The organism is Cellulomonas sp. P4_B5_2, assembly GCF_056402235.1.
The window spans coordinates 1-14,858 of the sequence record NZ_JBFUHU010000046.1 but is presented as its reverse complement, the minus strand read 5'-3'; the positions used below and the strand labels follow the sequence as shown (position 1 = coordinate 14,858).

Annotated in this window: 13 protein-coding genes and 2 pseudogenes; 7 read left to right on the top strand and 8 right to left on the bottom strand. The window is 74.2% G+C overall.

Annotated features, from left to right (window positions below; translation table 11 throughout):
- Positions 1 to 695 (top strand): annotated as a pseudogene (locus AC1DUQ_RS05045) (GTP-binding protein HSR1); the annotation flags it as partial.
- 20 nt (positions 696 to 715) lie between these two features.
- Entirely contained in the window at positions 716 to 1,210 is a 495-nt protein-coding gene (locus tag AC1DUQ_RS05040) for an acyl-CoA thioesterase (protein WP_477062742.1), read from the top strand.
- Here AC1DUQ_RS05040 and AC1DUQ_RS05035 read toward each other — a convergent pair.
- From AC1DUQ_RS05035 to ptsP, 5 genes are all read right to left on the bottom strand, one after another.
- A complete protein-coding gene (locus tag AC1DUQ_RS05035) occupies positions 1,188 to 2,801 on the bottom strand; it encodes an SDR family oxidoreductase (RefSeq protein ID WP_477062741.1) in 1,614 nt (537 codons plus the stop codon). The genes AC1DUQ_RS05040 and AC1DUQ_RS05035 overlap by 23 nt on opposite strands.
- 52 nt (positions 2,802 to 2,853) lie before the next feature.
- Positions 2,854 to 3,858, bottom strand: a complete 1,005-nt coding sequence (locus tag AC1DUQ_RS05030) for a DNA topoisomerase IB (RefSeq protein ID WP_477062740.1) — start codon at positions 3,856 to 3,858, stop codon at positions 2,854 to 2,856.
- Positions 3,859 to 3,901: 43 nt separating this feature from the next.
- A complete protein-coding gene (locus AC1DUQ_RS05025; RefSeq protein WP_477073473.1) occupies positions 3,902 to 4,771 on the bottom strand; it encodes an acyl-CoA thioesterase in 870 nt (289 codons plus the stop codon).
- A gap of 70 nt (positions 4,772 to 4,841) precedes the next feature.
- Entirely contained in the window at positions 4,842 to 5,225 is a 384-nt protein-coding gene (locus AC1DUQ_RS05020; protein WP_421740609.1) for a globin, read from the bottom strand.
- A gap of 22 nt (positions 5,226 to 5,247) precedes the next feature.
- Complete coding sequence (gene ptsP, locus AC1DUQ_RS05015; RefSeq protein ID WP_477062738.1) at positions 5,248 to 6,939, bottom strand: phosphoenolpyruvate--protein phosphotransferase; 1,692 nt, start codon at positions 6,937 to 6,939, stop codon at positions 5,248 to 5,250.
- A 168-nt stretch (positions 6,940 to 7,107) separates the two neighbouring features.
- On the opposite strand from ptsP, the gene AC1DUQ_RS05010 reads away from it, so the two are divergent.
- The 3 genes from AC1DUQ_RS05010 (at position 7,108) to AC1DUQ_RS05000 (ending at position 8,466) form a co-directional block, all read left to right on the top strand.
- Positions 7,108 to 7,338 (top strand): PTS sugar transporter subunit IIB, encoded by a 231-nt coding sequence (locus AC1DUQ_RS05010; protein WP_056092748.1) that lies wholly within the window; start codon positions 7,108 to 7,110, stop codon positions 7,336 to 7,338.
- A gap of 28 nt (positions 7,339 to 7,366) precedes the next feature.
- Positions 7,367 to 7,828 carry a PTS sugar transporter subunit IIA gene (locus AC1DUQ_RS05005; protein ID WP_477062737.1) on the top strand — a complete coding sequence of 154 codons (462 nt, stop codon included), beginning with the start codon at positions 7,367 to 7,369 and terminating at the stop codon, positions 7,826 to 7,828.
- A 68-nt stretch (positions 7,829 to 7,896) separates the two neighbouring features.
- Positions 7,897 to 8,466 (top strand): dihydrofolate reductase family protein, encoded by a 570-nt coding sequence (locus AC1DUQ_RS05000; RefSeq protein WP_477062736.1) that lies wholly within the window; start codon positions 7,897 to 7,899, stop codon positions 8,464 to 8,466.
- Positions 8,467 to 8,477: 11 nt separating this feature from the next.
- On the opposite strand, the gene AC1DUQ_RS04995 is transcribed toward AC1DUQ_RS05000, so the two are convergent.
- Together AC1DUQ_RS04995 and AC1DUQ_RS04990 are read right to left on the bottom strand one after the other, a co-directional pair.
- A complete protein-coding gene (locus tag AC1DUQ_RS04995) occupies positions 8,478 to 9,548 on the bottom strand; it encodes a mechanosensitive ion channel family protein (RefSeq protein ID WP_477062735.1) in 1,071 nt (356 codons plus the stop codon).
- Entirely contained in the window at positions 9,545 to 11,686 is a 2,142-nt protein-coding gene (locus AC1DUQ_RS04990; RefSeq protein WP_477062734.1) for a prolyl oligopeptidase family serine peptidase, read from the bottom strand. Before AC1DUQ_RS04990 ends, AC1DUQ_RS04995 begins: the two co-directional genes overlap by 4 nt.
- 100 nt (positions 11,687 to 11,786) lie before the next feature.
- Between AC1DUQ_RS04990 and malQ the strand changes: the two genes are divergently transcribed.
- Positions 11,787 to 13,925, top strand: a complete 2,139-nt coding sequence (gene malQ, locus AC1DUQ_RS04985; protein WP_477062733.1) for a 4-alpha-glucanotransferase — start codon at positions 11,787 to 11,789, stop codon at positions 13,923 to 13,925.
- Positions 13,922 to 14,464 (top strand): P-loop NTPase family protein, encoded by a 543-nt coding sequence (locus tag AC1DUQ_RS04980; RefSeq protein ID WP_477062732.1) that lies wholly within the window; start codon positions 13,922 to 13,924, stop codon positions 14,462 to 14,464. The genes malQ and AC1DUQ_RS04980 overlap by 4 nt, the downstream gene beginning before the upstream one ends.
- A 102-nt stretch (positions 14,465 to 14,566) precedes the next feature.
- Here AC1DUQ_RS04980 and AC1DUQ_RS04975 read toward each other — a convergent pair.
- Positions 14,567 to 14,858: pseudogene (locus AC1DUQ_RS04975) on the bottom strand (aminopeptidase N); the annotation flags it as partial.

The window sequence follows — 14,858 nt, the reverse complement described above, 5'->3', positions numbered from 1 at the left end:
CCACCAAGCGGTCGGCGCGCGCCGCGACCGGGTGGCCGGTGACGCGGTGGGTCGCGCAGCTGCGTCCGGACCCCCTGCGACGCCTCGGACTGGGGCGGGACCGGCTCCGGGCGGGGCAGGACGACCTGCTGCGCTCGTCCCGCCCGGCGCCCGCGGCGGGAGAACGAGCCGCGGCGCTCAGCGCGGTGCGCACCTACGTGGACGCGGCCACGGCGGGAGCGCCGGACCACTGGGTCCTCGCTGCGCGGTCCCGGGCGGCCGACGTGGACCTCGACGACGTGCTCGACCGGACCGTGGTGCGGGTGCCCGTCGGCGCGGTCCGGGTGCCGTGGACGTGGCGGGTGCTCGCGTTCCTGCAGTGGGTGCTCCTGGCGGTGGCCGTCGCGGGGCTGGGCTGGCTCATCACGCTGGCCGCCATGGCGTGGCTGCAGCTGCCCGCGCCCGTGACGCCGATGTGGTGGGGGGTGCCCGCGCCGACGCTCCTGCTGCTCGGCGGGGTCGCCGCGGGACTGCTCGTCGCCGGACTCGGCTGGCTCGTCGGGGTGGTCGCGGGGCGCAGCCGTGCAGCGACGGCGCGCCGGCGCCTGGGTGCGTCCGTGGCGGCGGCGGTCAACGACCACGTCATCGGGCCGGTCGCCGCCGAGATGGACGCGTTGGCGCGGTGCCGCGCGGCGGCGTCGAAGGCTGCGGCCTGACCGCTCCTAGGATCGAGCGCATGACTCGCCTCGAGGTCCCCGTGCAGCTGCGCTGGTCGGACATGGACGCCTACCAGCACGTGAACAACGTCGAGATGCTCCGGCTGCTGGAGGAGGCGCGGATCGAGGCGTTCTGGAGCCACCCGGTGGCGCCCGACGGCAGCCGGGTGGAGAGCGCCTGGCCGACGGCGGTGCTCGACGCGGGTCCGGGCGCCGAGCTGTCCACGCTCGTCGCGCGTCAGGAGATCGAGTACCTCAAGCCGCTGGGCTACCGCAGGACCCCGGTGGTCGTGGAGATGTGGCTGGGCCACCTCGGCGGGGCCAGCCTGGACGTCTGCTACGAGGTGCGCGACGCGGGAGACGTCGGCCCCGAGCGCGTCACGTACGCGCGCGCTCTGACCACGTTGGTGCTGGTCGACGCGGCGACGGGAGCCCCGCGACGCATCGGAGCCGAGCAGCGCGCGGCGTGGTCCGACTTCGTCGAGGAGCCGGTCACGATCCGCCGGCGGCGCTGACCCGTCGGTCGGTGCGGGCGCGCTCGGCGGTCTCCGCCGCGCGGGCGATGTTCCGCTGCATCCCGCCGAAGACGATCCCGTGGAACGGGTACACGGACCACCAGTAAAGCTGCCCGAGCAGGCCCTTCGGGTGGAACAGCGCGCGCTGCGAGAAGACGGTCGGGGCAGCGTCGGACGTGCCCGTCGGCTCGACGCGCAGCTCCAGCCACGCCAGCCCGGGGACGCGCATCTCCGCGCGCAGCCGGAGCAGCCGACCCTCCTCGATGGCCTCGACGCGCCAGAAGTCGACGGCGTCGTCCACCAGCAGCTGGAGCGGGTCCCGACGACCACGACGCAGCCCCGGACCGCCCACGAGCCGGTCGGCCAGCCCGCGGACGCGCCACGCCAGCCCCCACGAGTACCAGCCGCGCTCGCCCCCGACGGCCTCGAGCACCCGCCACAGCGCCGCGGGGGAGGCGTCGACGGTGACCTGGCGCTCGTCGACGAACAGCGAGCCGCCGGCCCAGTCCGGGTCGCTCGGCAGCGGGTCGCTGGGCGCGCCCGGCACGGAGGCCGACGACCACCGCGTGGTGACGGCCGCGTCCTGCACGCGCTGCAGGGCCAGCCGCACCGCGCGGTCGAAGCCGATGAGACCACCGGGCGGGTCGGGCACGTGCTCGGCGATGTCGTGCTCGTCGCAGACCACCTCGTGCACCAGCGACTCGACCAGCGGACGCGCGAGGCCGCCGGGCACCGGGGTCACCAGCGACACCCAGAGGCTGGACAGCTTCGGGGTCAGCACGGGGACGCCGACGATGACCCGTCGGTGCAGCCCGGACGCGGCGGCGTAGCGCTGCATCATGTCGCGGTAGGTCAGGACGTCCGGGCCACCGATGTCGAACCCGCGGCTGACCTCGGCGGGCATCGTCGCGGAGCCGACGAGGTAGCGCAGGACGTCCCGGATGGCGATCGGCTGGATGCGGTTCTCCACCCAGCGCGGCACGGTCATCGCCGGCAGGCGCTCGGTGAGGTAGCGCATCATCTCGAACGACGCCGAGCCCGACCCGAGGATGACCGCCGCCCGCAGCACCGTCGTCGGGACGCCGCTGGCCAGCAGGATCTCGCCCACCTCGGTGCGGGACGCCAGGTGCGGGGAGAGGTCCTCGCCCTCGGGGTAGAGGCCGCCGAGGTAGACGATCCGCTCGACCCCCGCCTCGCGCGCCGCCTGCCCGAAGACGAGCGCGGTGTGCCGGTCGGTCGACTCGAAGCTGCGCCCGGAGCCCAGCGAGTGGATCAGGTAGTACGCGATCTGCGTGCCCTCCAGAGCGGCGCGGATCTGCTCGGGGTCCGCCGCGTCGGCGGCTGCGACCTCCACGTCGGCGTACCAGGGGCGTCCCCGAAGCCGGTCGGGGTGCCGGGCGACCGCTCGCACGCGGTAGCCGGCCGCGAGCAGCTCCGGGACCAGTCGTCCGCCCACGTAGCCGGTGACACCGGTGACGGCGACGAGAGGGGCGTCGGCGCGCGGGCGCCCGTCCGGACCGAGTCCGGGCACCAGGCCCTCGAGGGTCTCCGCGACCGGCGCGGGCAGGAGGTCGTCCGGGGCAGTGGCCATCTGGGAAGTCTGCGGTGCCTGGCGCGGACCCGCACCCGGTCGCGCCGGATCCTCAGCCGCCGCTCAGCAACGCGAGCGTCTGCCGCTCCGCGACGGCCTGCGATCGGGTCGGGCGGATGGTCGAGCCCCGCTCCCAGAGCTCGACGACCCTGGGGTCGATGTAGGACGCCCGGCACACGGCGGGCGTGTTGCCCAGCTCCTCGGCCACCGCACGCACGACGTCGGTGACCACGCGGCGGCGGGCGCGCTCGGACGCCGGGGGCGCACCGGCGTCGGCCAGCCCGCGCGCGGCGAGCACGGTCGCGTGCCACGTGCGGAAGTCCTTCGGGGTGGCGTCCTCGCCCAGCTGCCGCTTGACGTAGGCGCCGACGTCCGCGCTGGTCACGTCGTGCCACCCGCCGTCGTCGTCGCGCCAGGCCAGGAGCTCCGGGCCGTCGTCCCGCCTCCGGGTCAACGTCCGCACCAGGGCCGCGACGTCGTCGTCCTCGACCACCGTGTCCCGGACCTGGCCCGACTTGGCGGGGAAGTTCAGGTGCACGCGGCCGGGGTCTCCCTCGTTCTCGGGTGCCAGGACGCGGACGTGCGACCGCAGCAGGGTCGCCAACCCGTACGAGCCGTGCTGGAGCGCGTACCCCTCGCCGCCCACCCGCAGGTAGGCGAGGTCGAGCAGCCGGAACGCCAGCGCGAGCACCTTCTGGCGCGGCATGCCCTCGAGCGCGAGGTCCGCCCGGACGCGTCGTCGGGCTGCGGGCAGACGACGGGCGACGTCGAGCACGTGGTCGTGCTTGAGACGACCCCGACGCACGGTCCACTGCTGGTGGTACAGGTACTGCCGGCGCTCGGCGTCGTCGAGTCCCGCCGCCTGGATGTGGCCGTTGGGCCAGGGGCTGATCCACACCTCGCGCCACGCCGGCGGGATCGCGAGCGTCGTGATCCGCTCGAGGTGCTTCTCGTCGACGATCCGGACCTTGTCGAGGTCGAGGTAGACGAACCCCCGACCGGCTCGACGTCGCGACCAGCCGGGGGCGTCGATGCGGACGCGGCGCAGGCGAACCATGCCGGAAGTGTCGCCCGGCCGGTCTGAGTCCGCGCGGTGAGCGTCAGTCGGGGAAGCGGACCATGCCTTCCTGGGCCACCGAAGCGACGAGCGTCCCGTCCTGCGTGAACACCCGCGCGGCCCCGAGCCCGCGACCGCCCTGCGCGCTCGGCGTGGACTGCACGTACCGGAGCCAGTCGTCGACGCGGACGTCCCGGTGCCACCACATGGCGTGGTCGAGCGACGCGATCGACAGCCCGCGGGTGACCCACGAGCGGCCCGCCCGGCGCAGGATCGGCTCGAGCATCACCTGGTCGCACGCGTAGGCCAGGAGCGCGCGGTGCAGCAGCTGGTCGTCGGGCACCGGTCCTCGCGACCGGAACCACACGGCCTGCTGACCGGTCGCCTTCGTGGGCGGGCCGAGGTAGATCGCCCCGTCGACGTGCCGGACGTCGAACGCCGCCTCCTGCGTCCAGAACTTGGCTACCGGGTGGTCGATCCCACCGAGCAGCTCCAGCGCGGACGGCACCTCGTCGGGCCCGGGGATCCCGGCCGGCATCGGGTCGGCGTAGTCGAGGCCGGGCTGCTGCTCCTGGAAGGACGTGATCATCGACAGGATCGCCTCGCCACCCTGCAGCGCGTGCGTCCGCCGGGCGCTGAACGACCGTCCGTCCCGCAGCCGCTCGACCGCGAAGGTGATGGGCTCGCGCACGTCACCGGCGCGCAGGAAGTAGCCGTGCAGCGAGTGGGGGAGCCGGCCGTCCGTGACCGTCCGCCCGGCGGCGAGGAGCGCCTGCGCGAGCACCTGACCGCCGAAGACGCGCCCGCTTGGCTGCGGCAGGCTGCGACCGGTGAACTGGTCCGGCGTGCCGGGGTCCTCCTCCAGCCGCAGGATGTCGAGCACGGGGGCGGTCGGGTCGGGCTCGATCGTCATGGACGGCAGCGTCTCACGACGGGCGGCACCCGAAAGGTGTCCGCACGGCGTGACGTCGGTCGCAGCGGACTCAGTCGTCGAAGGTGTTGAGCATCGAGTGCGCGGCCCGCTCGAGGTAGTCCCAGAGCTCCGCGTGGTGCATCGGCGCAAGGTCCAGGCTGTCGACCGCGGCCCGCATGTGCAGGAGCCAGCGGTCACGCGCGTCGGGGTTGACCTTGAAGGGCGCGTGCCGCATGCGCAGTCGAGGATGCCCACGCTCGTCGGAGTACGTGGTCGGGCCGCCCCAGTACTGCTCGAGGAAGAGCGTCAGCCGCTCGGCGGCCGGGCCGAGGTCCTGCTCGGGGTACATGGGGCGCAGCACCGGGTCGTCGGCCACGCCGCGGTAGAACTCGTCGACCAGCCGCACGAACGTCTCGTGCCCACCGATCGCCGCGTAGAAGGAGTCGGATCTCACGCCGACATCCTCACACGCGCGCTCAGAGCCCCAGCTCCTCCAGCACCGGCAGGCCCGCGCGCACGACGGCCCGCGCGTCGGCCGCGCTGGACGTGCCGAGCGCGAGCTGCGCCAGCCGGCGGCACTCGTCGAGCGGGGTCACCGCCAGCAGCGCGGCGACGTCGGGCAGGGCGCGCGGTGTCATCGACAGGGAGGAGACCCCCAGTCCCACCAGCACCACGGCGAGCGCGGGGTTGGCTGCGGCCTCGCCGCAGACGCCCACCGGCCGACCCTGCTGCGCGCCCCCCCGGCAGGCCGCGGCCACGAGGTGCAGGACCGCGGGCTGCCACGGGTCCGACAGCTCCGCGACGGCGCCGAGCAACCGGTCCGCGGCCATCGCGTACTGGGTGAGGTCGTTGGTGCCGATGCTGGCGAACGCGGCGTGCGCCAGGATCGGCCCGGCCAGCAGTGCCGCGCTCGGTACCTCGATCATCACGCCGGCCACCGGCAGCCCGTGGGCCGCGCAGGCGGCGACGAACCGCTGGGCCTCGTCGACCGTGGACACCATCGGGGCCATCACCCAGACCTCGGCGGTCTCGGCGGCGGCGGCCCGGGCGATCGCGGTCAGCTGGTCCTCGAGCACCTCGGGGTGGCGCTCGGCGGTCCGCAGGCCGCGGACACCCAGCGCGGGGTTGATCTCCGGGTCGCCGGCGAGGAACGGCAGGGGCTTGTCGGCGCCGGCGTCGAGCGTGCGCACCACGACCTTGCGCCCGGGGAACGCAGCCAGCACGCGGCGGTAGGCCGTGACCTGCTCGTCGATGCTCGGGGCCTCGTCGCGGTCGAGGAACCCGAACTCGGTCCGGAACAGCCCGACGCCCTCGGCACCCGCGGCGGCGGCCGGTGCCGCGTCGGACGGGTCACCCACGTTCGCCAGCAGCTCGACATGGTGCCCGTCGGCGGTGTGCCCGTGCCCGTCGAACGTGCGGACCTGCGCGGCGAGGGCCAGCGCAGCCGCCACCTGCTCGTCCGTGGGGTCGACGGTCACCGTCCCCGCCGCGCCGTCCACCAGCACGAGCCCCTCGGCCACCACGGCCGCCTCGACGCCACGGGCCGCGACGACCGCGGGGATGCCGCGGGAGCGCGCCAGGATCGCCGTGTGCGAGGTGGGCCCGCCGGCGCCGGTGACGATGGCGAGCACCCGCTCGGTGTCGAGCGTCGCGACGACGGCCGGCGCCAGGTCCGCGGCGACCAGGACGAACGGCGTCTCGTGCGCCGGCACGCCCGGGGCGGCTCGGCCGATGAGCTCCGCGACGAGCCGGTCGCGGACGTCGGCGATGTCGCGCACGCGCTCCGCGAAGTACCCACCGAGCGCCTCGAACTGCTCCGCGACCGCCTCGGCAGCCTCCCAGACGGCGCGCTCCGGCACCAGCCGGTCGTCGAGGACGCGCCGCTCGGCGTCGGCGACGAGCGTCGGGTCCGCGGCGATCGCCGCGGTGGCGTGCAGGAGGTCGGCGCTGTCGCCGTCGGCACGGTCGGCGGCGGCGTCGAGCGCGGCGCGGACCACCTCGGACGCCGCGGCGATCCGCTTCGCCTCTGCGGCGTAGTCGGTGCCGGGTGGCAGACGTCGTCCGGAGGGCGGTTCCGCGATCGGGTCGGGCATGAGCACGGCTGGAGCGACCACGCGTCCTGGGCTCACCCCGATCCCGGCGATGACCGTGGGGGATGACTGGCGCACTGGCCCCACTGGGCGCACCTCCTCGTTCGACCTGACGGCAGTGTGGTCCCTCGGTGTCCGCCCACGCCACCCGGCACGCACCGTCCGGCACTGCGAGGCTGCGGACGGTGTGCCAGGGTTACGCTGGCCCTTGGCGCAGATCGGCGCCGGTCGAGCTGGGGAGTTCCATTGAGCAAGGCAGAGCAGATCCTCGCAGCGCTGGGCGGCGACGGGAACGTCGTCGACCTCGAGCCGTGCATCACCCGGCTCCGCGTCGAGGTGAGCGATGCCCATCTGGTCGACGAGGCGGCGCTGAAGGCCAGCGGCGCGTTCGGCGTGGTGCGCTCGGGCCGCATCGTCCAGGTGATCGTCGGCCCCGAGGCCGACAACCTCGCCGCCGAGCTCGACAGCCTGCGCTGACCGGCCGCCGCGGCCCCGGGCGCGACGGATGACCACCCTGCGGCTGCTGAGCCCGCTGACCGGCGTCGTCCGGCCCGTCTCGGCCGTGCCCGACCCGGTCTTCGCGGAGGGCATGGTCGGCCCCGGTGTGGCCATCGAGCCGCAGCACGTGCAGACCCAGACCGTGCTGGCGCCCGCGGACGGCGTGATCGGCGCCCTGCACCCGCACGCGTTCGCGCTCGAGCTGAGCGAGGGACGGACGATCCTCGTCCACCTCGGCATCGACACCGTCGGCCTGGCGGGGCAGGGCTTCACGCTGCACGTCGAYGGCGGTCAGACCGTCCGCGCCGGAGACCGCCTCGTGACGTGGTCCCCGGTCGACGTCTCCGCGGCCGGGCTGCAGACCGTCTGCCCGGTCGTCGCGCTCCAGGCGAACCCCGAGGCGCTCACAGTGCTGGTGGGCGACGGTGAGACCGTCCACGCGGGGGACCCTCTGATCGACTGGGCCTGACCGCTCGCTCTTGCCGTCAGCGGTCGCCGCGTGCACGGTGGAGACGAGCGCGAGCACGGGAGGCCCTGATGGCAGAGCTGTTGGTCGACTTCATCACCTCGCTCGACGGGTACGCGTCGGCCGAGGGCTGGCCGGGGTGGTGGGGCCTCGAAGGTCCCGAGTACCTGGCCTGGCTCCAGGAGTCGCCGGAGCGCGACTGGACGACCCTGATGGGCGCCACCACGTACCGGCTGATGTCCCAGTTCGCCGCGGCGGGCGCGGAAGGCGTCGACGAGCTGACCGCGATGCCCAAGGTGGTGTTCTCCACGACCCTCCGCGAACCGCTGGCCTGGGCGAACACCCGCCTCGTCGCCCAGGATCCCGTCGAGGCTGTCCGGTTGATGAAGGCCGACGACGACGTCGCCGGGCTGCGCACGATCGGCAGCCTGACGGTGTGCCGGACGCTGCTCGAGGCAGGGCTGGTCGACCGCTTCCGCGTCGTCGTCTTCCCGGTCATCACCGGGAGCACGGGGCGCGAGCGGATCTACGACCAGTACCCCGACGTCGGGCTGGAGCTGGTCGACAGCCGGACGTTCGACGGCCGGATCCAGCTCCTCGAGTACGTGCCCACGGTGCTCAACGGCCCGCCCGGGTCGTAACCCGCCACCAGTCAGTGCTCGTCGGTCGGAGCCGGTTCCTCCGTCGGCACTGGTTCGACCCCCGACGCCGCGACCCGAGCGTCCCGGTTGGCCACCATGTCGTCGAGCGGAGTGCTCCGTGGGTCCCGGGGAGCGGGGGAGTCGGTGGGAGCTCCCGGCGCCTCGAGCGACGCACGGTGGGTGGCCATGAGGTCGCGCTGGCCCGCCAGCGGCACGTCGGCGCGCTCGAGGGCGTCGCGCGTCGCGGTCCGCAGCTCGCGTGCGACCTCCCACTGCATGGCCGGCGACGTCTTGACCTTGAGCCGCAGCGTCACGGCATCCGCGCTGAGGCGTTCGATGCCCGTGATCGTCGGTTCGCCGAGGACGTGGGCGCCCACGACGGGGTTCCTGACCACTCGCGAGGCCGCCTCCGCCAGCAGTCCACGGACCTGGTCGAGGTCGGCGAAGTAGTCGACGTCGATCTCGACGACCGCGGTCGCCCAGCCCTGCGTCTTGTTGCCGACCCGCAGCATGGTCCCGTTCGGGACGTACCAGAGGGTGCCGTCCGAGTCGCGGATCTTGGTGATCCGCAGCGTGACCGCCTCGACAGTGCCGTTGGCGGGTCCCACGTCCACGACGTCGCCGACGCCGTACTGGTCCTCCAGCAGCATGAACAGGCCCGTGAGGAAGTCCTTGACCAGGCTCTGCGCGCCGAACCCGAGCGCGACGCCGATGACGCCGGCCGAGGCGATGAACGGGGCGATGTTGACCCCGAGCGTGTCCAGGATCAGGAAGAAGGCGATCCCCCCGACGATGATCGTGGCGCTCGACCGCAGCACCGAACCGAGGGTGCGGGCGCGCTGCGCACGGCGGGCGCTGGACAGCGGGTTCGCCTTGGCCAGGACGCCGCCCATCTCCGACTCCCCGATGGGCCGCAGGATCCCCCGGTCGAGGAACGGCGTCCCGTCGGCGACGTGGTTGGTGATCGTCCTGATCGTGCGACGGAGCAGAAACAGCGCGATGCTGCTGATCGCGACGATGAGGATGATCCGCAACGGGATGCCGAGGAACCACTCGCTCCACGACTGCGCCGCGGCCCTCACGCGCCACCTCCGGCCAGTCCCGTGCGGTCCGCGACGAACTGCAGCTGCTCGACCGTGAGCCCGATCGTGCGCGAGAGCGCCCGTCCGCCGTGGCCGACCCCGCGCTCGCGGCGGACGAGGACGGGCCGGTCGCTGCTGGTCGCGGCCTGCAGCGCCGCGGCGAGCTTGCGGGCGTGCAGCGGGTCCACGCGGGTGTCGCCCTCGAACACCGTGAACAGGGTGGCGGGGTACGCGGTGCCCTCGACCACGCGGTGGTAGGGCGAGTAGCCCAGCAGCCAGCCGAGCTCCGTCGGGTCGTCGGCGTCGCCGTACTCCTCGGTCCACGTGACCCCGAGGCCGAACCGCTGGTAGCGCACCATGTCGAGCAGGGGCGCCGAGCAGACGACGGCGGCGAACAGGTCGGGGCGCTGGGTCAGCGCGGCGCCGACGAGCAGGCCGCCGTTGGAGCCGCCCCAGCACGCCAGCTGGTCCGGGGTGGTCCAGCCCTGCGCGACGAGGTGGTCGCCGACGGCGTGGAAGTCGTCGAACACGTTCTGCTTGTGGGCCCGCATGCCGGCCCGGTGCCACTCCTCGCCCTCYTCGCCACCGCCGCGAAGGTTGGCGACGACGTACACGCCGCCGGCCTCCACCCACGCGAGCGTGGTCGCCGAGAACGCCGGGTCGAGGGAGATCTGGAACCCGCCGTACCCGTAGAGGATCGTCGGCGCCGGGGCGAGGGGGCGCCCCTCGGCGTCGAGCGCGTCGGTGCGCGCGACGACGAACGCGCGCACGGTCGTGCCGTCGGGGCTGGTCACCTTGATCTGCCTCGCGCGGACGTCCGGGAGGTCGGCGACGAGCCCGGGAGGAGACGCCCACAGGGTCGTCTCGCCGGTGCGCGCGTCGAACCGGTGCACAGTCGTGGGCGTCGTGTGGTCGGTGTAGGAGAACCAGATCTCCGGGCCCCCGTCGGGTCGCGTCGCGAGGCCCGAGATGGAGCCGAGCCCGGGCAGCGTGACCGCGTCGGGGAGGCGCTGACCGGTCCGGGGGTCGTGCGCGCTGACCTCGGAGACGGAGTGCCGTCGCCAGGACGCGAGCAGGAGGGTCGGCGTCGTGTCGTCCCCGCCGCCGTCGATGAACGCCACGTCCTCGAGGACCGCCGTGGGGTCCTCGGCGAGCAGGGTGGTCCAGTGCTCGACGCCCGGCGCCGTCGGGTCGGTGACCGCGATCCGCCCGCGGGGCGCGTCCAGGTTGGTGTGCACGTACAGCCGCCCGTCACGGGCCACCCATGCACCGGTCTCGGCATCCAGGCCGACGGCGACGTCGACGAACGACGGAGCGCCGAGGTCGGCGGCCGAGAGGTCGGCGATCCACACGTCGGTCCGCGGCGCCGTGCCGGCGGAGGCCGACACGATCAGCCAGCGCCCGTCGCGGGAGACCGACACGCCGTAGTAGTTGGTGTGGTCGAGGCCCGCGCCGAACACCTCGACGTCGTCCGTGGCCGGGGTGCCGAGCCGGTGGAGCCAGACGCGGCGGTGGTACTGCGCCTCGTCCTCCGGCAGCACCCCCGGGGGGAGCCGGCGCACGTAGTAGAACGCCTCGCCGCCGGGCAGCCACGCCACGGGGGAGTACCGCGCGCGGTCGATCGGGCCGTCCACCAGCTCGCCCGAGGCCACGTCGAGCACGTGCAGGACGCTCTCCTCGGTGCCGCCGGAGGACACCTGGTACGCGACGAGGTGGCCCTCCTTCGACGGCTGCCAGGCGTCCAGGGTGGTGGTGCCCGCGGGGTCGATCGCGATGGGGTCGAGCAGCACGCGCTCGTCGTCCCCGTCGACCACGACGACCACCGCGTGCTCCTGGTCGCCGGACCGGCGGGAGAAGAAGCGCCGCTCCCCGCGCCACGCGGGCGGGCTCACGAAGCCGGCACCGAGCAGCTCCTGCAGCCGCGCCGTGAGAGCCGTGTCGGCGAACGGCCCCGCGGCGGACAGGGTGTCGCGGTAGGTCACGTAGAGGTCGTCCTGCGCCGCCGACCACGCCTCGGTCTCCGCAGAGTCCGCGTCCTCCAGCGCGCGGAACGGGTCCGCGACCGCGTGCCCGTGCAGGTCCTCGACGAGATCGGTCCGAGGGGCGGTCGGGTACGTGCGCAGGGAGGGTGCGGTCATGGTCCGCAAGGCTACGACGACCGGCTGCGAGGGCGCGCGAGTGACGCAGTCGGGAGCGTCCGTCCTGCGTATGCGCACAGTGCTCTGGCAGGATCGGCGTGTGGCAGACGACCCGGGGACCGCGTCCGACGCCCTTCTGCGCCTGGCGGGGGCCTACGGGGTGGTCCCGGACCACTGGGACTTCCACGGCCGGAGCAAGCGCGCGTCGGCCGTCACCCTGCAGGGGGTGCTCGGGGCGCTCGGCGTCGACGCCTCCTCGCCCGAGCGCGTCGACCTGGCCATCGCCCACGTCGAGGACATGCCGTGGCGCCGCGTGCTGCCGCCGGTGCTCGTCGTCCGCGAGGGTCGGCAGGCGCACGTGCCTGTCCACGTCACGCACGGCGACCCGGTCCAGGTGTGGATCGAGCTGGACCCCGAGGTCGGGGGTGGTCGGCGTGAGGTCGCCCAGGCGGACGTCGCTGTCGACCCCCGCACGGTCGACGGCCGGCTCGTCGGCCGCGCCACGTTCACCCTCCCCGCCGACCTCCCGCTCGGCTGGCACGAGATCGTCTCCGAGGGGCCCAGCGCGTCGGCGCACAGCCCGCTCGTCGTGACACCGTCCCGCCTGGAGCTCCCGCCGGCGCTGCGCGAGCGCCGGACCTGGGGGCTCATGGCGCAGCTGTACTCGGTGCGCTCGCGGGCGTCCTGGGGGGTCGGTGACCTCGCGGACCTCGCCGAGATCGGGTGGCTGGCCGGACGCGAGCTCGACGCCGACTTCCTGCTCATCAACCCGCTGCACGCCGCCGAGCCCACGGTGCCGCTCACCCCGTCGCCGTACCTGCCGACCACCCGCCGCTTCGTCAGCCCCCTGTACATCCGGGTCGAGGACGTCCGTGAGACGGGCTACCTGTCGTCAGCGGACCGGGCCCTCGTGGAGTGGGCGGCCGAGCCGGTGCTCGCCATGGACGACGACGCCGGCCCGATCGACCGCGACGCCGCCTGGACCGCCAAGCGCGCGGCGCTCGAGGTCGTGTTCGCCGCCCCGCGCTCGGCCGCACGGCAGGCGGCGTTCGACGCGTTCGTCGCGCAGGAGGGCAGCGGGCTCGAGACGTTCGCGCTCTGGTGCGCGCTCGCGGAGAAGTACGAGGGCGTGACGCCGTGGCCCGCCGAGGCGCTCGACCCGTCGTCCAGCCTGGTGACCGGGCTCCGCACCGAGCTGGCCGAGCGCGTCGAGTTCCACACGTGGCTGCAGTGGGTCGCCGACGAGCAGCTGGCCGCGGCTCAGCGCGCCGCGCTCGACGGGGGCATGGCGCTCGGGATCATGCACGACCTCGCGGTCGGCGTGCACCCGGAGGGCGCGGACGTGTGGGCGCTGGGCGACGTGCTCGCCCGCGGCGCGACCGTCGGAGCCCCGCCGGACATGTACAACCAGCAGGGGCAGAACTGGTCGCAGCCGCCGTGGCGTCCCGACGCGCTCGCGCGTGCCGCGTACCGGCCGTACCGGGACATGCTCCGCACCGTCCTGCGGCACGCGGGGGCCATCCGCATCGACCACGTGATCGGCCTGTTCCGCCTCTGGTGGATCCCCGAGGGCGCCGACTCCGCGGACGGCGCGTACGTCCGCTACGACCACGAGGCCCTCGTCGGCATCCTGGCGCTCGAGGCGCACCGCGCGGGAGCCGTGGTGATCGGGGAGGACCTGGGCGTGGTCGAGCCGTGGGTGCGCGACTACCTGTCCGACCGGGGGATGCTCGGCACGTCGGTGCTCTGGTTCGAGCGGGACATGCACGGCGCACCGCTGGCCCCCGAGCACTACCGGCCGCTGGTGCTGGCCACCGTGACCACCCACGACCTGCCGCCCACCGCGGGGTACCTGGCCGGCGAGCACGTGTCCATCCGGGAGCGGCTGGGCCTGCTCACCGACCCGGTCGAGGTGGTCCGCGCCGCGGCGCTGGCCGAGCGGGACCAGATGCTCACGGTGCTGCACGACCGCGGGCTGGTGGGCGACGACCCGTCCGAGCGCGAGATCGTCGAGGCCCTGCACCGCTACGTCATGGCGACCCCGTCGGTGCTGGTGGGAGTCTCGCTGGCCGACGCGGTGGGGGAGCGTCGCGCGCAGAACCAGCCCGGGACCGACCAGGAGTACCCGAACTGGAAGGTGCCGCTGGCGGACAGCTCGGGGCGGGTGGTGCTCGTGGAGGACCTGTTCACCAACCAGCGCCTGCGGTCGTTGGCGGCCGTCCTCAACAGCGGAGGATGAGCGAGCAGCTGCGCCGCATCCGTGTGGTCGGCAACACCGGCTCGGGCAAGACCACGTTCGCGGCTCGGGTGGCCGCCGCGCTGGACGTGCCGCACCTGGAGCTCGACGCGGTGTTCTGGGACGCGGGGTGGACCAAGCGGGACCTGGACGAGGCGCACGCGCTGATCCGCGCGTTCGTGGGCTCGTCGCCGGACGGGTGGGTCACCGACGGGAACTGGGCCAGCCAGCTGCACGGGTTGCTCCAGGACCCCGACGCGTTCGTCTGGCTCGACTTCCCGCGCCGCACGGTGATGTCGCGCGTCGTCCGCCGGACGGTCTGGCGTGGGCTGCGGCGCACCGAGCTCTGGCACGGCAACCGCGAGGACCTGCGCTCCCTGCTGCGTCGCGACCCCGACCAGAACGTCGTCCTGTGGTCCTGGACCCGCCATGAGCACTACCGACTGCGTTACACGGCGCTCGCGGCCGAGTCCCCGATCCCGGTCATCCGCCTGCGCAGCCCGCGCGAGGCGAGCCGCTGGCTGGCCACCCTCCCCGGCTGAACTCGCCGAACCCGCTGAACCCCGTGCTCGCGTGAAGACTTGGTCGCGTCGGGCGCAAYGAAGTCTTCACGCGAGAGCACCGTGCCCGTCGGGGCGCGACACCTACGCGCGGCGGAGGTCCGCCTGCTGCGCAGCCAGCGCACGGCGCACGCCGTCGCGGGACTCGAGCACCAGCCGGCGCAGCGAGGGGGCGGCGTCCGGGTGGCCGTCGAGCCAGGCGTCCGTCGCGCCGAGCACGTCCACCGAGGCGTCGTCGGCCAGCTCGGTCGGGTACAGGCCGACGACGATGTTCTGCGCCATCTCGTTCGTCTTGTCCGCCCAGGCGGACTCGAGCGCTGCGAAGTACGGCTCGACGAACGGCAGGAGCAGCGACCGGTCGTGCACGCGCCCGAAG